The 17,741-nt window shown below is 52.7% G+C and carries 16 protein-coding genes; 12 read left to right on the forward strand and 4 right to left on the reverse strand.

Annotated features, from left to right (window positions below):
• Positions 1-45 precede the first annotated feature (45 nt).
• From ABVN36_RS01900 to ABVN36_RS01910, 3 genes are all read left to right on the forward strand, one after another.
• Positions 46-645 carry an Ail/Lom family outer membrane beta-barrel protein gene (locus ABVN36_RS01900; RefSeq protein ID WP_023138558.1) on the forward strand — a complete coding sequence of 200 codons (600 nt, stop codon included), beginning with the start codon at positions 46-48 and terminating at the stop codon, positions 643-645.
• A gap of 64 nt (positions 646-709) precedes the next feature.
• A complete protein-coding gene (locus ABVN36_RS01905; RefSeq protein WP_077908628.1) occupies positions 710-3,832 on the forward strand; it encodes a prophage tail fiber N-terminal domain-containing protein in 3,123 nt (1,040 codons plus the stop codon).
• Complete coding sequence (locus ABVN36_RS01910) at positions 3,832-4,413, forward strand: tail fiber assembly protein (protein ID WP_023138561.1); 582 nt, start codon at positions 3,832-3,834, stop codon at positions 4,411-4,413. The genes ABVN36_RS01905 and ABVN36_RS01910 overlap by 1 nt, the downstream gene beginning before the upstream one ends.
• A gap of 142 nt (positions 4,414-4,555) precedes the next feature.
• Here the strand turns inward: ABVN36_RS01910 and ABVN36_RS01915 are convergent, their stop codons facing one another.
• Together ABVN36_RS01915 and ABVN36_RS01920 are read right to left on the reverse strand one after the other, a co-directional pair.
• On the reverse strand, positions 4,556-4,753 hold the full coding sequence (locus ABVN36_RS01915; protein ID WP_000348577.1) for a hypothetical protein: 198 nt from the start codon (positions 4,751-4,753) through the stop codon (positions 4,556-4,558).
• A 537-nt stretch (positions 4,754-5,290) separates the two neighbouring features.
• Positions 5,291-5,539, reverse strand: coding sequence for a DinI-like family protein (locus ABVN36_RS01920; RefSeq protein WP_001217546.1), 249 nt, complete (start codon positions 5,537-5,539; stop codon positions 5,291-5,293).
• A gap of 219 nt (positions 5,540-5,758) precedes the next feature.
• Here ABVN36_RS01920 and prfC point away from each other — a divergent pair, with 219 nt between their 5' ends.
• The 5 genes from prfC to ABVN36_RS01945 all read left to right on the forward strand — a co-directional run bounded on the left by prfC (position 5,759) and on the right by ABVN36_RS01945 (position 10,620).
• Positions 5,759-7,345 carry a peptide chain release factor 3 gene (gene prfC / locus ABVN36_RS01925; RefSeq protein ID WP_023138562.1) on the forward strand — a complete coding sequence of 529 codons (1,587 nt, stop codon included), beginning with the start codon at positions 5,759-5,761 and terminating at the stop codon, positions 7,343-7,345.
• Between the two features lie 401 nt (positions 7,346-7,746).
• Positions 7,747-8,364 (forward strand): molecular chaperone OsmY, encoded by a 618-nt coding sequence (osmY, locus tag ABVN36_RS01930; RefSeq protein WP_000178963.1) that lies wholly within the window; start codon positions 7,747-7,749, stop codon positions 8,362-8,364.
• Positions 8,365-8,492: 128 nt separating this feature from the next.
• Positions 8,493-8,654 (forward strand): DUF1328 domain-containing protein, encoded by a 162-nt coding sequence (locus ABVN36_RS01935; RefSeq protein WP_000490276.1) that lies wholly within the window; start codon positions 8,493-8,495, stop codon positions 8,652-8,654.
• 122 nt (positions 8,655-8,776) lie between these two features.
• Positions 8,777-9,850, forward strand: coding sequence for a patatin family protein (locus tag ABVN36_RS01940; protein WP_000531540.1), 1,074 nt, complete (start codon positions 8,777-8,779; stop codon positions 9,848-9,850).
• A complete protein-coding gene (locus ABVN36_RS01945; RefSeq protein WP_023138563.1) occupies positions 9,847-10,620 on the forward strand; it encodes a metal-dependent hydrolase in 774 nt (257 codons plus the stop codon). Before ABVN36_RS01940 ends, ABVN36_RS01945 begins: the two co-directional genes overlap by 4 nt.
• A 32-nt stretch (positions 10,621-10,652) precedes the next feature.
• Here ABVN36_RS01945 and ABVN36_RS01950 read toward each other — a convergent pair whose 3' ends face one another.
• Positions 10,653-11,516, reverse strand: a complete 864-nt coding sequence (locus ABVN36_RS01950) for a YjjW family glycine radical enzyme activase (RefSeq protein WP_001064939.1) — start codon at positions 11,514-11,516, stop codon at positions 10,653-10,655.
• Positions 11,488-13,038, reverse strand: coding sequence for a YjjI family glycine radical enzyme (locus tag ABVN36_RS01955; RefSeq protein ID WP_023138564.1), 1,551 nt, complete (start codon positions 13,036-13,038; stop codon positions 11,488-11,490). The genes ABVN36_RS01950 and ABVN36_RS01955 overlap by 29 nt, the downstream gene beginning before the upstream one ends.
• Positions 13,039-13,297: 259 nt before the next feature.
• Here ABVN36_RS01955 and deoC point away from each other — a divergent pair, with 259 nt between their 5' ends.
• From deoC to deoD, 4 genes are all read left to right on the forward strand, one after another.
• Positions 13,298-14,077, forward strand: a complete 780-nt coding sequence (gene deoC / locus ABVN36_RS01960; RefSeq protein ID WP_001519713.1) for a deoxyribose-phosphate aldolase — start codon at positions 13,298-13,300, stop codon at positions 14,075-14,077.
• Positions 14,078-14,200: 123 nt separating this feature from the next.
• Entirely contained in the window at positions 14,201-15,523 is a 1,323-nt protein-coding gene (gene deoA, locus ABVN36_RS01965; protein WP_023138565.1) for a thymidine phosphorylase, read from the forward strand.
• Between the two features lie 51 nt (positions 15,524-15,574).
• Entirely contained in the window at positions 15,575-16,798 is a 1,224-nt protein-coding gene (gene deoB, locus ABVN36_RS01970; RefSeq protein WP_000816454.1) for a phosphopentomutase, read from the forward strand.
• Positions 16,799-17,007: 209 nt separating this feature from the next.
• Positions 17,008-17,727, forward strand: a complete 720-nt coding sequence (deoD, locus tag ABVN36_RS01975) for a purine-nucleoside phosphorylase (RefSeq protein ID WP_000224864.1) — start codon at positions 17,008-17,010, stop codon at positions 17,725-17,727.
• Positions 17,728-17,741: the final 14 nt, after the last annotated feature.

Below are 17,741 nucleotides of genomic sequence, written 5' to 3' on the forward strand. Positions count from 1 at the left end.
GCCAGAAATGGCGCCTTTTTTATTGCAGAAAAGTGAGAGGTAATTATGCGTAAAGTATGTGCAATTCTTTTGTCCGCAGCAGTATTCCTGACCGTATCGGGTACGACAGTGAGTGCAGCAGAACACCATAGCACATTAAGCGCAGGATATATTCATGCTCATACGAAAATGCCAGGCGGTGATGATCTGAATGGTATTAACGTGAAATACCGTTATGAATTTACGGACACGCTTGGGATGGTGACGTCATTCAGTTATGCCAACGCCGAAGATGAGCAAAAAACGCATTACAGCGATACCCGCTGGCATGAAGATTCCGTTCGTAACCGCTGGTTCAGCGTGATGGCGGGGCCGTCTGTACGCGTGAATGAATGGTTCAGCACATATGCGATGGCGGGTGTGGCTTACAGCCGTGTTTCGACTTTCTCCGGGGATTATCTCCGCGTAACTGACAACAAGGGGAAAACGCACGATGTGCTGACCGGAAGTGATGATGGTCGCCACAGTAACACGTCTCTGACGTGGGGGGCTGGCGTGCAGTTTAACCCGACCGAATCCGTGGCCATTGATATTGCTTATGAAGGCTCCGGCAGTGGTGACTGGCGCACTGACGGTTTCATCGTGGGTGTCGGTTATAAATTCTGATTAGCCAGGTAACACAGTGTTATGACAGCCCGCCGGTTCAGGCGGGCTTTTTTGTGGGGTGAATATGGCAGTAAAGATTTCAGGTGTACTGAAAGACGGAACAGGGAAACCGGTACAGAACTGCACCATTCAGCTGAAGGCAAAACGTAACAGTACCACGGTCGTGGTGAACACGCTGGCCTCAGAAAATCCGGATGAAGCCGGGCGTTACAGCATGGACGTTGAGTACGGTCAGTACAGCGTTATTCTGATGGTGGAAGGATTCCCGCCGTCACATGCCGGGACCATCACCGTGTATGAGGATTCAAAGCCGGGGACGCTGAATGATTTTCTCGGTGCCATGACGGAGGATGATGCCCGTCCGGAGGCACTGCGCCGTTTTGAACTGATGGTGGAAGAGGTGGCGCGTAACGCGTCCGTAGTGGCACAGAACACGGCAGCCGCGAAGAAGTCAGCCAGCGATGCCAGCACATCTGCCAGTGAGGCGGCAACCCATGCGACTGATGCCGCAGGCTCAGCACGCGCAGCCAGCACGTCCGCCGAACAGGCCGCATCGTCTGCTCAGTCAGCATCTTCCAGCGCAGGAACGGCATCAACAAAGGCCACGGAAGCGTCAAAAAGTGCTGCCGCTGCAGAGTCCTCAAAAAGCGCGGCGGCCACCAGTGCCGGTGCCGCGAAAACGTCAGAAACGAATGCGGCAGCGTCACAACAATCAGCAGCCACTTCTGCATCCACTGCGACGACGAAAGCGTCAGAAGCCGCCACTTCAGCCAGAGATGCGGCTGCCTCCAAAGAGGCGGCAAAATCATCAGAAACGAACGCCTCCACAAGCGCCAGCAGTGCAGCCTCCTCGGCAACGGCGGCAGGAAATTCCGCGAAGGCGGCAAAAACGTCAGAGACGAATGCTAAGTCTTCTGAAACGGCAGCGGAACAGAGCGCCTCAGCTGCGGCAGGCTCTGAGACAGTAGCTGCATCATCGGCCCGTGAAGCATCCATTAAGGCAGAGGAGGCAGCCGCCAGTGCCACCGCCGCCGGGAAATCGGCAGAAAGCGCCGCATCGTCCGCTTCAACAGCCACAACGAAGGCTGGCGAAGCCACTGAGCAGGCCACGGCAGCAGCGAGGTCAGCTTCCGCAGCGAAGACATCCGAGACGAACGCGAAAGCGTCGGAAACCAGTGCAGAATCCTCAAAGACGGCAGCCGCATCGTCAGCCAGTTCGGCGGCATCATCGGCATCATCTGCGTCTGATTCAAAAGATGAGGCGACCAGACAGGCGTCAGCGGCGGCAGAGAGTGCGTCAACGGCATCCACGAAGGCGACAGAGACGGCAGGAAGTGCGACGGAGGCAGCTCAGAGCAAAAATGCGGCTGAATCCGCGGCAACGCGCGCCGAGACAGCTGCAAAACGGGCAGAGGATATTGCATCTGCCGTGGCGCTTGAGGATGCAAGCACGACGAAAAAAGGGATAGTACAGCTCAGCAGTGAGACCAGCAGCGAATCTGAGACGCTCGCTGCAACACCGAAAGCGGTAAAGTCCGCATACGACAACGCTGAAACACGCCTTCGGAAAAACCAGAACGGGGCAGATATACCTGATAAAGACACCTTCGTAAAAAATATTGGCGCAGCGAAAGCTGCCAGCGGCAATATCAGCATCGGAGGAGACAGCAATAACTGGACGACGGCGCAATTTATCGAGTGGCTGGAGTCTAAGGGGGCGTTCAATCATTCATACTGGATGTGCAAAGGCTCATGGGCTTACGCTGCCAATAAAATCATCACGGATACCGGTTGTGGAAATATACAACTTTCTGGCGCTGTAGTTGAGGTTATGGGGGTTCGAGAGGCTATGACTATTCGCATCACCACCCCCACGACCGCAACGAACGGCGGAACCGTCAAGGCACAATTTACCTACATCAACCACGGTGACAATTATGCGCCAGGCTGGAGACGGGACTTTAATCGAGCTGGTGATTCAATGTCAGGCCAGTTAACTTTGGCGGATATGTCACAGCCATTAAGAACACCAGGTGGTGGCATATTTGCCAATGATGGCAACTTGTATATCAATAAACCGGGTTTCGCTGGATGGATTGATGCGCTCTTTTTGAAATTAACAGGAGGCACAATAACCGGGGCGCTTACCGTTAATGGCGGCATTAAGGGTAATGCTTCAACAGCTACGAAGTTGCAAACAGCGAGAAACATCAATGGTGTTAAGTTTGATGGCTCAGGCGATATCAACATTAATACATTGGTATCTCGTGGCCGAGTTACGGCGTTAAGCGGCTCTACTCAAGGCACTGCTGGCATTCAAATGTACGAGGCGTACAACAATGGCTACCCCACTGCTTATGGCAATGTGCTTCATATGAGAGGTGCGAATGCTGCTGGAGAGGGCGAATTGCTTATCGGGTGGAGTGGTACAAGCGGTGCACATGCTCCGGCATTTATTCGTTCGCGACGGGATACAACCGACGCCAACTGGTCGCCGTGGGCGCAGCTTTACACTACTGCCCATCCTCCGGCAGAGTTTTATCCAGTTGGCGCACCAATCCCGTGGCCATCAGATACCGTTCCGTCTGGTTATGCCCTGATGCAGGGGCAGACTTTTGACAAATCTGCCTACCCGAAACTTGCAACCGCTTACCCATCTGGTGTGATCCCTGATCTGCGTGGATGGACAATTAAGGGCAAACCCGCCAGTGGTCGCGCTGTATTGTCTCAGGAACAGGACGGTATTAAATCGCATGCCCACAGTGCCAGTGCATCCAGTACGGATTTGGGGACGAAAACAACCAGTTCGTTTGATTATGGTACTAAGACCACGAATAACACCGGAGCGCACACCCATAGTGTCAGTGGTACGGCTGCTTCTGCAGGGGCACATACACACACGGTTGCCTGTTACCCATCTGGCAATACCGAGCAGGGCGATAAAGCCCTCAAAGGTGCGTCTCGTGCAGGCTCGAGTACTGGCACATCGTCAGCCGGAGCGCATACCCACCCGGTGTCAGGTACTGCTGCAAGTGCAGGTGCACACGCGCATACTGTCGGTATTGGTGCTCATACGCACTCCGTTGCGATTGGCTCACACGGACACACCATCACCGTTAACGCTGCTGGTAACGCGGAAAACACCGTCAAAAACATCGCATTTAACTATATTGTGAGGCTTGCATAATGGCATTCAGAATGAGTGAACAACCACGGACCATAAAAATTTATAATCTGCTGGCCGGAACTAATGAATTTATTGGTGAAGGTGATGCATATATTCCGCCTCATACAGGTCTGCCAGCAAACAGTACCGATATTGCACCGCCAGATATTCCGGCTGGCTTCGTGGCTGTTTTCAACAGTGATGAGTCATCGTGGCATCTCGTTGAAGATCATCGGGGTAAAACGGTTTATGACGTGGCTTCCGGCGACGCGTTATTTATTTCTGAACTCGGTCCGTTACCGGAAAATGTTACCTGGTTATCGCCGGAAGGGGAGTTTCAGAAGTGGAACGGCACAGCCTGGGTGAAGGATACGGAAGCAGAAAAACTGTTCCGGATCCGGGAGGCGGAAGAAACAAAAAACAACCTGATGCAGGTAGCCAGTGAGCATATTGCGCCGCTTCAGGATGCTGCAGATCTGGAAATTGCAACGGAGGAAGAAATCTCGTTGCTGGAAGCATGGAAAAAGTATCGGGTATTGCTGAACCGTGTTGATACATCAACTGCACCTGATATTGAGTGGCCAGCAGCACCTGTAGGATAAAACAAAAACTTTATATAGAGTGCTCTTTTTACAATGTCAGATAAATGCTGGCCGAAATGTAATTCATTAGAAGTAAAAAACAGAATGGTTTGAGGGTGTGTCATCCCTTTATTATTAATAGTAAAAGGGATGACATTCTTTTTTAAGGAGTGTCTTTTTTATCGGAATATAAGTTGAGATAATGTTTAACTCGATTATAAAAATGTTTTTTCTTATCTCTTGGAATGCTTACTATTATATGCATTATGGGGCTTGTGTTTGCCGATAATTTAGCTGATGCATACATTGAAGCAAGGAATTCAATATCAGTATTGTCAAAATTAAAACTTTCTCCATCCATTTCAATTCCTTATGTGTTTGGCTCGGTATACTGTATCCCATGAGATTTTACGTAAATTGTCATATCTAATATTGCAATTATAATTGTAGCTAATTATTTTAAATTAGGTGAAAGTTTATTGCGAATGATTAACTCGGAAAAAAAGATTTCTCACGGTTAGTAAGTATATTAGGTCAGTATTCAGATATGAGTAGTGTTAACGACTAAATTTGCAATCACATATAGATTTTTGTTCTAATAAAGATGTTTTATTTGGCGATTCGTCAAGCATCTCCACTTAAGCAATCGTATATATTAAGAGTGCAAAAGAGAAGGGACAACGTTGCTCGCACTCTGGAATAAATATCGGGTATTGTTAAAGTGTGGTGATACATAATTGTACGGGATATTGAGTGGCCTGAAGTCCCAGTCATTGAGTAATCTTTTCGTGATATGCCGCAGAAACGTTGTATGCAGGAACGTGCTGCGGCTAACTGGTGAACTTTCGATAGTGCGGGTATTGAATGATTTCCAGCCGTTACCGATTTTACGTGCTAATTAGTGAACAAACCACTCGTCAGCAGACTCCCAGGTATCTTTCAGAGTTTCCTGAACAAAAGTTTTAGCTGAATCTTTATCGGCAGTGCGCGTAACAGAAAGGCCATCGTTGCTGGTGGTTTTTACGATCACCTCTACATCGTCATAACGCTTACTGATGCGTCGAGTTAATTCTTCCTTTAACGCATCCACAGCACCGTTTGGCATTTTAGTCATTTTCTCTTTGGCTATGCAGATCTCAATACGCATAAAAATCCCTCTACACTGTGTTTGTATACAGTATTATTTTTAACTGTATGAATAAACAGTGTCAATAGAACAAAGATTGCTGCATGTACAAATGTTCTTTGGCTACAAATACACCTACTGATCATGTTCTGCTATGCTCTGATACCTCCAAAATGTACAATCAGCGGCATGAATTTTTCTTTGTACATATGATTGTACATAATCAAAGAGACAACAATTATGACAAGCCTTTTGGCCGCAGAGGTAGCGAAAAGAAGAACCTTTGCAATTATTTCTCACCCGGACGCCGGTAAAACCACCATTACCGAAAAAGTGTTGCTGTTCGGACAGGCGATTCAGACCGCCGGTACGGTAAAAGGCCGTGGCTCCAGCCAACATGCAAAATCTGACTGGATGGAGATGGAAAAACAGCGTGGTATCTCTATCACCACCTCGGTGATGCAGTTCCCGTATCACGACTGTCTGGTGAACCTGCTGGACACCCCGGGGCACGAAGACTTCTCCGAAGATACCTACCGTACCCTGACGGCGGTGGACTGCTGTCTGATGGTGATCGACGCCGCAAAAGGTGTTGAAGACAGGACTCGTAAGCTGATGGAAGTTACCCGTCTGCGTGATACGCCGATCCTGACCTTTATGAACAAACTCGACCGTGACATCCGCGACCCGATGGAGCTGCTGGATGAAGTGGAAAATGAGCTGAAAATCGGCTGCGCGCCGATCACCTGGCCGATTGGCTGCGGCAAGCTGTTTAAGGGCGTTTATCACCTTTATAAAGATGAAACTTATCTGTATCAGACCGGTAAGGGCCACACCATTCAGGAAGTGCGCATCGTTAAAGGGCTGAATAACCCGGATCTGGACGCCGCCGTCGGTGAAGACCTGGCGCAGCAACTGCGCGACGAGCTGGAACTGGTGCAGGGCGCGTCTAACGAGTTTGATGAAGAGCTGTTCCTGGCAGGGGAAATTACCCCGGTATTTTTCGGTACCGCGCTGGGTAACTTTGGCGTTGACCATATGCTGGATGGTTTAGTGGCGTGGGCGCCCGCGCCGATGCCGCGTCAAACCGATACCCGCACAGTGGAAGCCTCAGAAGAGAAGTTCACCGGTTTTGTCTTTAAAATTCAGGCCAATATGGACCCGAAACACCGCGACCGCGTGGCGTTTATGCGCGTGGTTTCCGGTAAGTATGAGAAGGGCATGAAGTTACGCCAGGTCCGTACCGGCAAAGATGTGGTGATTTCCGACGCGTTAACTTTTATGGCGGGCGACCGTTCGCACGTTGAAGAAGCGTACCCGGGCGATATTTTGGGTCTGCATAACCACGGCACCATTCAGATCGGCGATACCTTCACCCAGGGCGAGATGATGAAGTTTACCGGTATCCCGAACTTTGCGCCGGAACTGTTCCGTCGTATTCGTCTGAAAGATCCGCTCAAGCAGAAGCAGCTACTGAAAGGGCTGGTGCAGCTTTCTGAAGAGGGGGCGGTTCAGGTATTCCGTCCCATCTCCAACAACGATCTGATTGTCGGCGCCGTGGGCGTTTTGCAGTTTGACGTTGTTGTCGCGCGCCTGAAAAGCGAATACAACGTTGAGGCGATTTATGAATCCGTCAACGTGGCGACGGCGCGCTGGGTGGAAAGCGCCGATGCGAAGAAATTCGAAGAGTTTAAGCGTAAGAATGAAACGCAGCTGGCGCTGGATGGCGGCGACAATCTCACCTATATCGCCCCCACGATGGTTAACCTGAACCTGACCCAGGAACGTTACCCTGACGTTCAGTTCCGTAAAACGCGCGAACACTGATCCCTTTCCGGGCGCGGCATCCGCCGCGCCTTCGTACTTTCCCTGCCTTTTTAACCGCTTACGGAATGTTCTTAAATCCCGCGTTTTTTCTCCGATCTGCCTGTTTTTTATACGCACCGACAAGCGATTTTAAAATTGTGATCTATATTTAACAAAGTGATGACATAAATGTCGGCTTTAATGCCTGTTCAATGCGTGAATATGAGAGCTTAAAGCTGAGATTTGTTTCAGTCACGATATTAATAACTGAAACGGAAGGGTGGCAGGCGACGCGTCGTTACAAATTCACGAATGTGATGCCAGTCATTGACTTCAGAAACCGGTGAGTTTCACCGCATTCAGCAATGCAACCTCGTGTTGCCTGAGCTCAAATTACGAGCAAACCATACAGGACAAAATCGATGACTATGACAAGACTGAAGATTTCTAAAACTCTGCTGGCCGTAATGTTGACCTCTGCTGTTGCGACAGGTTCTGCCTTTGCAGAAAACGCAACAACGGACAAGGCGCAAAGCGGAACCGAAACCGCAGGGCAAAAAGTCGATAGCTCTATGAATAAAGTCGGTAACTTCATGGATGACAGCGCCATCACTGCGAAAGTAAAAGCTGCGCTGGTAGACCATGACAATATTAAAAGCACCGATATTTCTGTCGAAACCAATCAGAAAGTCGTCACCCTGAGCGGCTTTGTAGAAAGCCAGGCGCAGGCTGAAGCCGCCGTGAAAGTGGCGAAAGGCGTAGAAGGCGTGACCTCCGTTAGCGACAAACTTCACGTTCGCGACAATAAAGAAGGTTCCGTGAAAGGTTATGCCGGCGATACGGCCACGACCAGTGAAGTCAAAGCCAAGTTGCTGGCGGACGATCTCGTCCCTTCCCGTAAAGTGAAAGTGGAAACGACCGATGGCGTCGTACAGCTCTCCGGTACTGTTGAAACTCAGGAACAAAGCGACCGCGCTGAAAGCATCGCGAAAGCCGTTGATGGCGTAAAAAGTGTTAAAAACGATCTGAAAGTTCAGTAATTCGTCGTAATTCGTCCTCCCGACGTTTGTCGGGAGGCGTAATGTGCACCACACTAAAAATATCGCGAATGAGTAGCCTGAGCGCTCATATTTAGCGGTCGACATTAACTATGGTAAAGGAGAGGCTTATGTTTCGTTGGGGCATTATATTTCTGGTTATCGCGTTAATTGCCGCCGCATTGGGTTTTGGTGGACTGGCTGGTACGGCTGCCGGCGCGGCGAAAATCGTCTTCGTTGTCGGGATCGTGCTCTTCCTGGTCAGCCTGTTCATGGGCCGTAAACGACCCTAGCAGGCAGCTGTAAAGATATATTGCTATCAAGCCAGTCCAGCGGACTGGCTTTTACGGTTTTAGCCGTTAACGTTTTGCGTTACCTTGTCAGCCTGGAAAAAATGAAAAACAGGAAGGCAGAGGTGGGCCAGCGAATACCGGTTACGCTCGGCAATATTGCGCCGTTATCATTAACACCGTTCCGGCCAGGCCGTATGGCGCTGGTCTGTGAGGGCGGGGGGCAGCGGGGTATCTTTACCGCAGGCGTGCTGGATGAGTTTATGCGTGCGCAGTTTAATCCTTTCCATCTCTACTTCGGCACATCAGCCGGTGCGCAAAATCTCTCGGCGTATCTCTGCAACCAGCCCGGCTACGGGCGTAAAGTCATTATGCGCTATACCACCAGGCGCGAATTTTTTGATCCGCTACGATTTGTACGCGGAGGAAACCTTATTGACCTCGACTGGCTGGTGGAATCCACCGCCGCCCGGATGCCGCTGCAAATGGATACCGCAGCGCGCCTGTTCGACAGCGGAAAATCCTTTTATATGTGCGCCTGCCGGGGGGATGATTACACGCCGGGCTATTTCTCGCCGACAAAACAAAACTGGCTTGATATCATTCGCGCCTCCAGCGCCATACCGGGTTTCTACCGTACCGGCGTTACGTTAGAGGGCATCAACTATCTGGACGGTGGCATTAGCGACGCCATTCCGGTTCAGGAGGCGGCAAAGCGAGGGGCGAAAACCATTGTGGTGATCCGCACCGTACCCTCGCAAATGTATTACACGCCGCAGTGGTTTAAGCGTATGGAGCGCTGGCTGGGGGAGAGCAGTCTACAGCCGTTGGTCAACCTGGTGCAGCATCATGAAACGTCCTACAGCGCGATCCAACAATTTATTGAAAAGCCGCCGGGTAAGCTGCGGATCATTGAAATTTATCCGCCGAAACCGCTGCACAGCATGGCGCTGGGCAGCCGTATCCCGGCGCTGCGTGAGGATTACAAAACCGGGCAATTATGCGGGCGTTATTTCCTTGCCACCGTTGGTAAATTGCTCGCCGCAACGCCGCCTCTCTTGCGCCATACGTCGCGGATTGCCGTGCCGGAAACGGTGGTCGTGCCTCCGGCGCCGGTGGCCAATGATACGCATGTGGCGGAGGTCATTAGCGCGCCGCAGGCAAACGACACCACATTTACCGACGAGGATCTGGCGTGAGCTGGCGCTTTATCGATACACACTGCCATTTTGATTTCCCGCCCTTTACGGGCGATGAGCGCGCCAGTATTCAGCGTGCCTGTGAGGCGGGCGTTGAAAAAATTATCGTGCCGGCGACCGAGGCGGCGCACTTTCCCCGCGTGCTGGCGCTGGCGGCGCGTTTCCCGTCGCTTTATGCTGCGCTGGGATTGCACCCCATTGTGATTGAGCGTCATGTCGATGACGATCCTGATAAGCTGCAACAAGCGCTGGCGCAACAACAGAACGTCGTGGCGGTAGGCGAGATCGGTCTCGATCTTTATCGCGACGATCCGCAGTTCTCCAGGCAAGAGCGATTTTTAGACGCGCAACTGCAACTGGCAAAACGCTACGATCTGCCGGTGATCCTGCACTCGCGGCGCACGCATGACAAACTGGCGATGCACTTAAAGCGCCAGGATCTGCCGCGAACCGGCGTGGTGCATGGTTTTGCCGGCAGTCTGCAACAGGCCGAACGCTTTGTGCGACTGGGCTATAAAATCGGCGTCGGCGGCACCATCACCTACCCGCGCGCCAGTAAAACCCGTGATGTTATGGCGCGGTTGCCGCTGGACGCGCTGTTGCTGGAGACCGATGCGCCGGATATGCCGCTAAAGGGGTTTCAGGGGCAGCCGAATCGCCCGGAGCAGGCGGCGCGCGTATTTGATGCGCTCTGCGAATTACGTCCGGAGCCCGCAGAGGTGATAGCCGATACGCTGTATCGCAATACCATTACCTTGTTTCGGCTCTGATGGCATCGCAGCCGCCGTCCGGCAGGTGACGCTTACAAATATAGCGCCGGCAAAATCAGCTTCGCCACCCCACGCGCGCGCAATCCGTCAGCCAGCCGTTCCACCTCTTGCGGCGTCGCGCCTGGCCAGGCTTTCGCTTCGCCATAGACGCCGTGCGCATGAAAGGCATTCAAACGTACCGGAACCTCGCCCAGCGAAGTAATAAACGCCGCCAGTGAATCGATATGCGCCGCATAGTCCACCTGACCCGGGATAACCAGCAACCGCAGCTCCGCCAGTTTTCCCCGCGCAGCAAGAAAGCGGATACTGTGCTTAATATGCGTGTTATCACGTCCGGTCAGACGGTGATGACACTCGCTCTTCCAGGCTTTCAGATCGAGCATTACGCCGTCGCAAACCGGCAGTAGTTTCTGCCAGCCGGTCTCGCTTAACTGACCATTACTGTCCACCAGACAGGTCAGCCGTTGTAACTGCGGATCGGCTTTGATCGCCGTAAATAGCGCCACAATAAACGGTAATTGCGTGGTCGCCTCTCCGCCGCTGACGGTAATACCTTCAATAAACAGCGATGCTTTACGAATATGACGCAGCACATCGTCAACGCTCATGGTCTGCGCCATTGGCGTTGCCTGCTGTGGGCACATTTTCAGGCAGGTATCGCACTGCTCGCAGATGTCCGACCGCCATACCACTTTCCCGCCATCAACGCTGAGGGCGTGGTGCGGACACTGCGATACGCATTCCCCGCAGTCGTTACAGCGTCCCATCGTCCACGGGTTATGGCAATTCTTGCAGCGCAAATTGCAGCCCTGTAAGAATAATGCCAGGCGGCTGCCTGGCCCATCGACGCAGGAAAACGCAATGATCTTACTGACTAAAGCGCATCTGTTGTTCATGGCTGACTACGCGTGGCTGTCGTTCCAGGATGCGGGTATTACGTGCGGCTTCTTCTCCCAGCCAGGTGGTATTCGTGCGCGAGCCTTCGGCGCGAAATTTCGCCAGATCCGACAGGCGCACCATATAACCGGTGACGCGCACCAGATCGTTGCCGCTGACATTGGCGGTAAATTCCCGCATCCCGGCTTTGAACGCGCCAAGACAAAGCTGAACCAGCGCCTGCGGATTACGCTTGATGGTTTCGTCCAGCGTCAGAATGTCGCTGATCCCGGCATGATAAAAGGCATGGTGCGGCGCGACGGTTTGCAAATGGGTGATAGGGTCCGGTTCATCGCCATACGGCAGACGTGCGCCCGGCGTAGTGCCAATATCGGAACTGATGCCAGACTGGGCATGGAGCAGCGCCCGTTGCTTCCAGCCATACTTCACTGGCGTATTTTCGACGAAATCCGCCAGTTGGGCGCTGATACGGTAGCCCAGCTCGTTCGCCGTTTCATTCTTGCCGTAACGGGCGTTCAGGCCCGCGTTTTCGCACAGCAGATTCACGGCTTCCGCCAGCCCGTACATACCGAACATCGGCGCAAAACGTTCGGGATCGATCAAACCTTCCTGTACAAGAAAGCTATTCTCAAAGAAATGTGACTTTTCATAGAGGAATTCACATCGTGAATTAATGATGGCGATCTGCTGTCGGCAGTAGTGCGGTAGCGTACGTGAAAAGAAGTCATCGACAGACGTACTGCGTTCTGCCACGGCTTTCAGGTTGAGACGTACCAGCGTACTGCCGCCGCCGCCAAGCGGTAGCGAGTTATAACAACTGACGATGCCATAATGGCCTTTTGTGAAAATTTTATCATTTACAGGGCCATTGGAAATGTGTGGCTTACTGCATTCGCAAATGTTTTTGGCGACCTCCAGCAGCAGATCGTCCGGCGTAATTTCCGCATCGTAGATAAACGTCAGGTTAGGCGCCACCTGCTTTAGCTCGGCATCAGCGCGCAAAATCGCTCGTGTGACAGGCGTATCGGCAGGGCCAATATTGGCATGCATAAAGGCGTCTGGCAGCGTTCTGTCGAGATAACGCCAGAAACGTTTTATTCGAATATCGATCGCATCTTGTGTTAGAATTCTAACATACGGTTGCAGCAACGCATCAAGCTGGCCGAGATAAACCGGCATGGACGTCACGGAAGGAACGTGATGATACAGAATGGTGAGTAGGGATAACGCATCATCCAGATCTTTCGCGCCTTTCAGTTCCAGCCACTGTGAACCGTTAGCCAGAAATCGGGCGTAATCGGGCAACACGTAGCGCGGTTTGAAGGGGGCGTGCCCCTCAAACATATCGCAAATGACGCCTTCATCCAGCGCCTGGCGGGCATCTTCCGGCAGGGGGGGATAAGGCAGGGCGTTTTCAGCTTCCAGCGCCAGAAAATGGCGTTTTTGTTCAGGCGTGAGCACCGGGCTGGTCACAATTTGCTGGCAACGCTGCTGGAGCGCAGTTTCGCATGAGGCAGGCATCTTCGTTTCCTCTTTATGCCGGGACGATGCGCTATTGTAGAAAACGGCGGCAAACCGACTTTGATCCTGATGCGCTTATCGCTCGAAGAACAGACGGTGACGGCGGGATAATTTGATTCAGATCTCATTACAGTAATGCAAATTTGTACGTAGTTTTCATTAACTGTGATGTATATCGAAGTGTAATCGCGAGTGAATGTTAGAATATTAACAGACTCGCAAGGTGAAATTTTATACGGCAATGCCGTTGGAGAATGTCATGACTGATTTAAAAGCAAGCAGCCTGCGTGCGCTCAAACTGATGGATCTGACCACTCTGAACGATGACGACACCAATGAAAAAGTGATCGCGTTGTGTCATCAGGCAAAAACCCCGGTCGGGAATACGGCGGCGATTTGTATTTACCCGCGTTTTATCCCGATTGCGCGTAAAACTCTCAAAGAACAAGGTACCCCGGACATCCGCATTGCAACGGTGACTAACTTCCCGCATGGCAATGATGACATCGATATTGCGCTGGCGGAAACCCGTGCGGCGATCGCCTACGGCGCTGACGAAGTGGACGTGGTATTCCCGTACCGCGCGTTGATCGCCGGTAACGAGCAGGTGGGTTTTGACCTGGTAAAAGCCTGTAAAGACGCTTGTGCCGCAGCGAACGTATTGCTGAAAGTGATCATCGAAACTGGCGAGCTGAAAGAAGAGGCGCTGATTCGTAAAGCCTCTGAAATCTCCATTAAAGCCGGTGCGGATTTCATCAAAACCTCTACCGGTAAAGTGCCGGTAAACGCTACGCCGGAAAGCGCGCGCATCATGATGGAAGTGATCCGCGACATGGGCGTTTCCAAAACCGTTGGCTTCAAACCGGCGGGCGGCGTACGTACGGCGGAAGACGCGCAGAAATTCCTCGCGATTGCAGACGAACTGTTTGGCGCTGACTGGGCAGATTCTCGTCACTACCGCTTTGGCGCATCCAGCCTGCTGGCAAGCCTGCTGAAAGCGCTGGGTCACGGCGACGGTAAGAGCGCCAGCAGCTACTAAGCTCTGATTTGCCGGATGGCGCTGTGCTTATCCGGCCTACAAATCCAGGCCTGTAGGCCGGATAAGGCGTTAGCCGCCATCCGGCGATGTAAGCCTTCTACTCTTTTCCCTCAGGAGGGTACCGTGTTTCTCGCACAAGAAATTATTCGTAAAAAGCGTGATGGTCATGCGTTGAGTGACGAAGAAATTCGTTTCTTTATCAATGGTATTCGTGACAATACTATCTCTGAAGGGCAGATTGCCGCCCTGGCGATGACCATCTTCTTCCACGATATGACCATGCCGGAGCGTGTTTCGCTGACCATGGCGATGCGGGATTCCGGTACTGTCCTTGACTGGAAAAGCCTGAATCTCAATGGCCCGATTGTCGATAAGCATTCGACCGGCGGCGTAGGGGACGTGACGTCTCTGATGCTGGGGCCAATGGTAGCGGCCTGCGGCGGTTATGTGCCGATGATCTCTGGTCGCGGCCTTGGACATACCGGCGGTACGCTCGACAAACTGGAAGCGATCCCGGGCTTCGATATCTTCCCGGATGACAACCGTTTCCGCGAAATTATTCAAGACGTGGGTGTGGCGATTATTGGGCAAACCAGCTCGCTTGCACCGGCGGACAAACGTTTTTACGCCACCCGCGATATTACCGCGACGGTGGACTCTATTCCGCTGATCACCGGTTCCATCCTCGCCAAGAAACTGGCCGAAGGGCTGGATGCGCTGGTAATGGACGTCAAAGTCGGCAGCGGCGCGTTTATGCCAACCTATGAACTTTCTGAAGCCCTTGCTGAAGCGATTGTCGGCGTGGCAAACGGCGCGGGAGTTCGCACTACGGCGTTGTTAACCGATATGAACCAGGTGCTGGCTTCGAGCGCCGGTAACGCGGTGGAAGTGCGTGAAGCCGTGCAGTTCCTGACCGGTGAATACCGCAATCCGCGCTTGTTTGATGTCACTATGGCGCTATGCGTGGAGATGCTGATCTCCGGCCAGCTGGCGAAAGACGACGCCGAAGCGCGTGCCAAACTGCAGGCGGTGCTGGATAACGGTAAAGCGGCAGAAGTCTTTGGTCGTATGGTGGCCGCGCAGAAAGGGCCGAGCGATTTCGTTGAGAACTACGATAAATACCTGCCGACCGCCATGTTGAGCAAAGCGGTATATGCTGATACCGAAGGGTTTATCAGCGCAATGGATACGCGTGCGCTGGGGATGGCGGTCGTCTCGATGGGCGGTGGGCGTCGTCAGGCGTCTGATACCATTGATTACAGCGTTGGCTTTACCGACATGGCCCGTCTGGGCGACAGCATCGACGGGCAGAGCCCGCTGGCGGTGATTCATGCCAAAGACGAAGCCAGTTGGCAGGAAGCGGCGAAGGCCGTCAAAGCGGCAATTATCCTTGACGATAAAGCGCCAGCAAGCACACCTTCGGTCTATCGTCGAATTACTGAATAGTTGTATACTGATCTGATCAATTATTTTTGAAGCACTAAGTACGGAGAAGATATGAAACGTGCATTTATTATGGTGCTGGACTCATTCGGCATCGGCGCTACTGAAGACGCGGATCGTTTTGGCGACGTAGGTTCCGACACTCTGGGCCACATCGCAGAAGCTTGCGCCAAAGGCGAAGCTGACAATGGCCGTAAAGGCCCGTTGAATCTGCCTAACCTGACTCGTCTGGGGCTGGTGAAAGCGCATGAAGGCTCTACCGGTAAAATTGCCGCCGGCATGGACGGCAACGCGGACGTTATTGGCGCATACGCATGGGCGCACGAACTGTCCTCCGGCAAAGATACGCCGTCCGGCCACTGGGAAATCGCCGGCGTGCCGGTGCTGTTCGACTGGGGCTATTTCAGCGACCACGAAAACAGCTTCCCGCAGGAACTGCTGGATAAGCTGGTAAAACGCGCCAACCTGCCGGGCTATCTCGGTAACTGCCACTCTTCCGGTACCGTTATTCTGGACCAGCTCGGCGAAGAGCACATGAAAACCGGCAAGCCGATTTTTTACACCTCCGCTGACTCCGTGTTCCAGATTGCCTGCCACGAAGAGACCTTTGGCCTGGATAAACTCTACGAGCTGTGCGAAATCGCCCGTGAAGAGCTGACCGAAGGCGGTTATAACATTGGCCGCGTGATCGCGCGTCCGTTTATCGGCGACAAGGCCGGTAACTTCCAGCGTACCGGTAACCGTCACGACCTGGCCGTTGAACCGCCAGCGCCGACCGTGCTGCAGAAACTGGTCGATGAAAAACAGGGCCACGTGGTGTCCGTCGGTAAGATTGCCGACATCTACGCCAACTGCGGCATCACTAAGAAAGTGAAAGCGACCGGTCTGGACGCGCTGTTCGACGCGACCCTCAAAGAGATGAAAGAAGCGGGCGATAAAACCATCGTTTTCACTAACTTCGTTGACTTCGACTCTTCCTGGGGCCACCGTCGCGACATCGCGGGCTACGCCGCAGGTCTGGAGCTGTTTGACCGCCGTCTGCCGGAGCTGATGGAGCTGGTGGGGGAAGATGACATTCTGATCCTGACCGCTGACCACGGCTGTGACCCGAGCTGGACCGGTACTGACCATACCCGTGAGCACATTCCGGTGCTGATCTACGGTCCGAAAGTCAAACCGGGCTCTTTAGGTCACCGTGAAACCTTCGCGGATATCGGCCAGACGCTGGCGACCTACTTTGGTACATCGCCGATGGACTACGGTAAAAACATGCTGTGATACCTGTTGTCTTTCGCGCTGTAGATGCGTTGACTTCATTCGCTCACCCCGGTCACATAGTTCATCTATGCTCCCGGGGATTCACGAATTCGTCGCCTTCCTGCAACGCGAAATCCTTAGGGTATTTCACTGTTTTTACACACGTTTTGTAGGCCTGATAAGGCGTAGCCGCCATCAGGCAATAACAACAAATTTAAAGGGAACTGAAGATGGCAACTCCACATATTAATGCAGAAATGGGTGATTTCGCTGACGTCGTATTGATGCCGGGCGACCCGCTGCGCGCGAAGCACATTGCTGAGACTTTCCTCGAAGATGTTCGCGAAGTGAACAACGTTCGCGGCATGTTAGGTTTCACCGGGACTTACAAAGGCCGTAAGATCTCCGTGATGGGCCACGGCATGGGTATCCCGTCCTGCTCTATCTACACCAAAGAGCTGATCACCGATTTCGGCGTGAAGAAAATCATTCGCGTCGGCTCCTGCGGCGCTGTGCGCATGGACGTCAAACTGCGCGACGTGGTGATCGGTATGGGTGCCTGCACCGACTCCAAAGTGAACCGTATCCGTTTTAAAGATCATGACTTCGCGGCTATCGCTGACTTCGACATGGTGCGTAACGCGGTTGACGCGGCAAAAGCGCTGGGCGTAGACGCGCGCGTGGGCAACCTGTTCTCCGCAGACCTGTTCTATTCTCCGGACGGCGAAATGTTCGACGTGATGGAAAAATACGGCGTACTGGGCGTAGAGATGGAAGCGGCGGGCATCTACGGCGTTGCGGCTGAGTTTGGCGCGAAAGCGCTGACCATCTGCACCGTGTCCGACCATATCCGTACCCACGAGCAGACCACTGCCGCTGAACGTCAGACGACCTTCAACGACATGATCAAAATCGCGCTGGAATCCGTACTGCTGGGCGATAAAGAGTAAGATTGTGAAGGGGG

Source organism: Salmonella sp. SJTUF15581 (assembly GCF_043356775.1).
GTDB lineage: Bacteria > Pseudomonadota > Gammaproteobacteria > Enterobacterales > Enterobacteriaceae > Salmonella > Salmonella enterica.

Coding starts and splice junctions, on each gene's coding strand:
- ABVN36_RS01910 (WP_023138561.1), top strand. CDS start 3,832: ATGGCATTCAGAATGAGTGAACAACCACGGACCATAAAAATTTATAAT.
- ABVN36_RS01920 (WP_001217546.1), bottom strand. CDS start 5,539: ATGCGTATTGAGATCTGCATAGCCAAAGAGAAAATGACTAAAATGCCA.
- ABVN36_RS01900 (WP_023138558.1), top strand. CDS start 46: ATGCGTAAAGTATGTGCAATTCTTTTGTCCGCAGCAGTATTCCTGACC.
- ABVN36_RS01935 (WP_000490276.1), top strand. CDS start 8,493: ATGTTTCGTTGGGGCATTATATTTCTGGTTATCGCGTTAATTGCCGCC.
- ABVN36_RS01955 (WP_023138564.1), bottom strand. CDS start 13,038: ATGCCTGCCTCATGCGAAACTGCGCTCCAGCAGCGTTGCCAGCAAATT.
- osmY (WP_000178963.1), top strand. CDS start 7,747: ATGACTATGACAAGACTGAAGATTTCTAAAACTCTGCTGGCCGTAATG.
- deoC (WP_001519713.1), top strand. CDS start 13,298: ATGACTGATTTAAAAGCAAGCAGCCTGCGTGCGCTCAAACTGATGGAT.
- deoD (WP_000224864.1), top strand. CDS start 17,008: ATGGCAACTCCACATATTAATGCAGAAATGGGTGATTTCGCTGACGTC.
- prfC (WP_023138562.1), top strand. CDS start 5,759: ATGACAAGCCTTTTGGCCGCAGAGGTAGCGAAAAGAAGAACCTTTGCA.
- ABVN36_RS01915 (WP_000348577.1), bottom strand. CDS start 4,753: ATGGATGGAGAAAGTTTTAATTTTGACAATACTGATATTGAATTCCTT.
- deoB (WP_000816454.1), top strand. CDS start 15,575: ATGAAACGTGCATTTATTATGGTGCTGGACTCATTCGGCATCGGCGCT.
- ABVN36_RS01905 (WP_077908628.1), top strand. CDS start 710: ATGGCAGTAAAGATTTCAGGTGTACTGAAAGACGGAACAGGGAAACCG.
- ABVN36_RS01950 (WP_001064939.1), bottom strand. CDS start 11,516: ATGAACAACAGATGCGCTTTAGTCAGTAAGATCATTGCGTTTTCCTGC.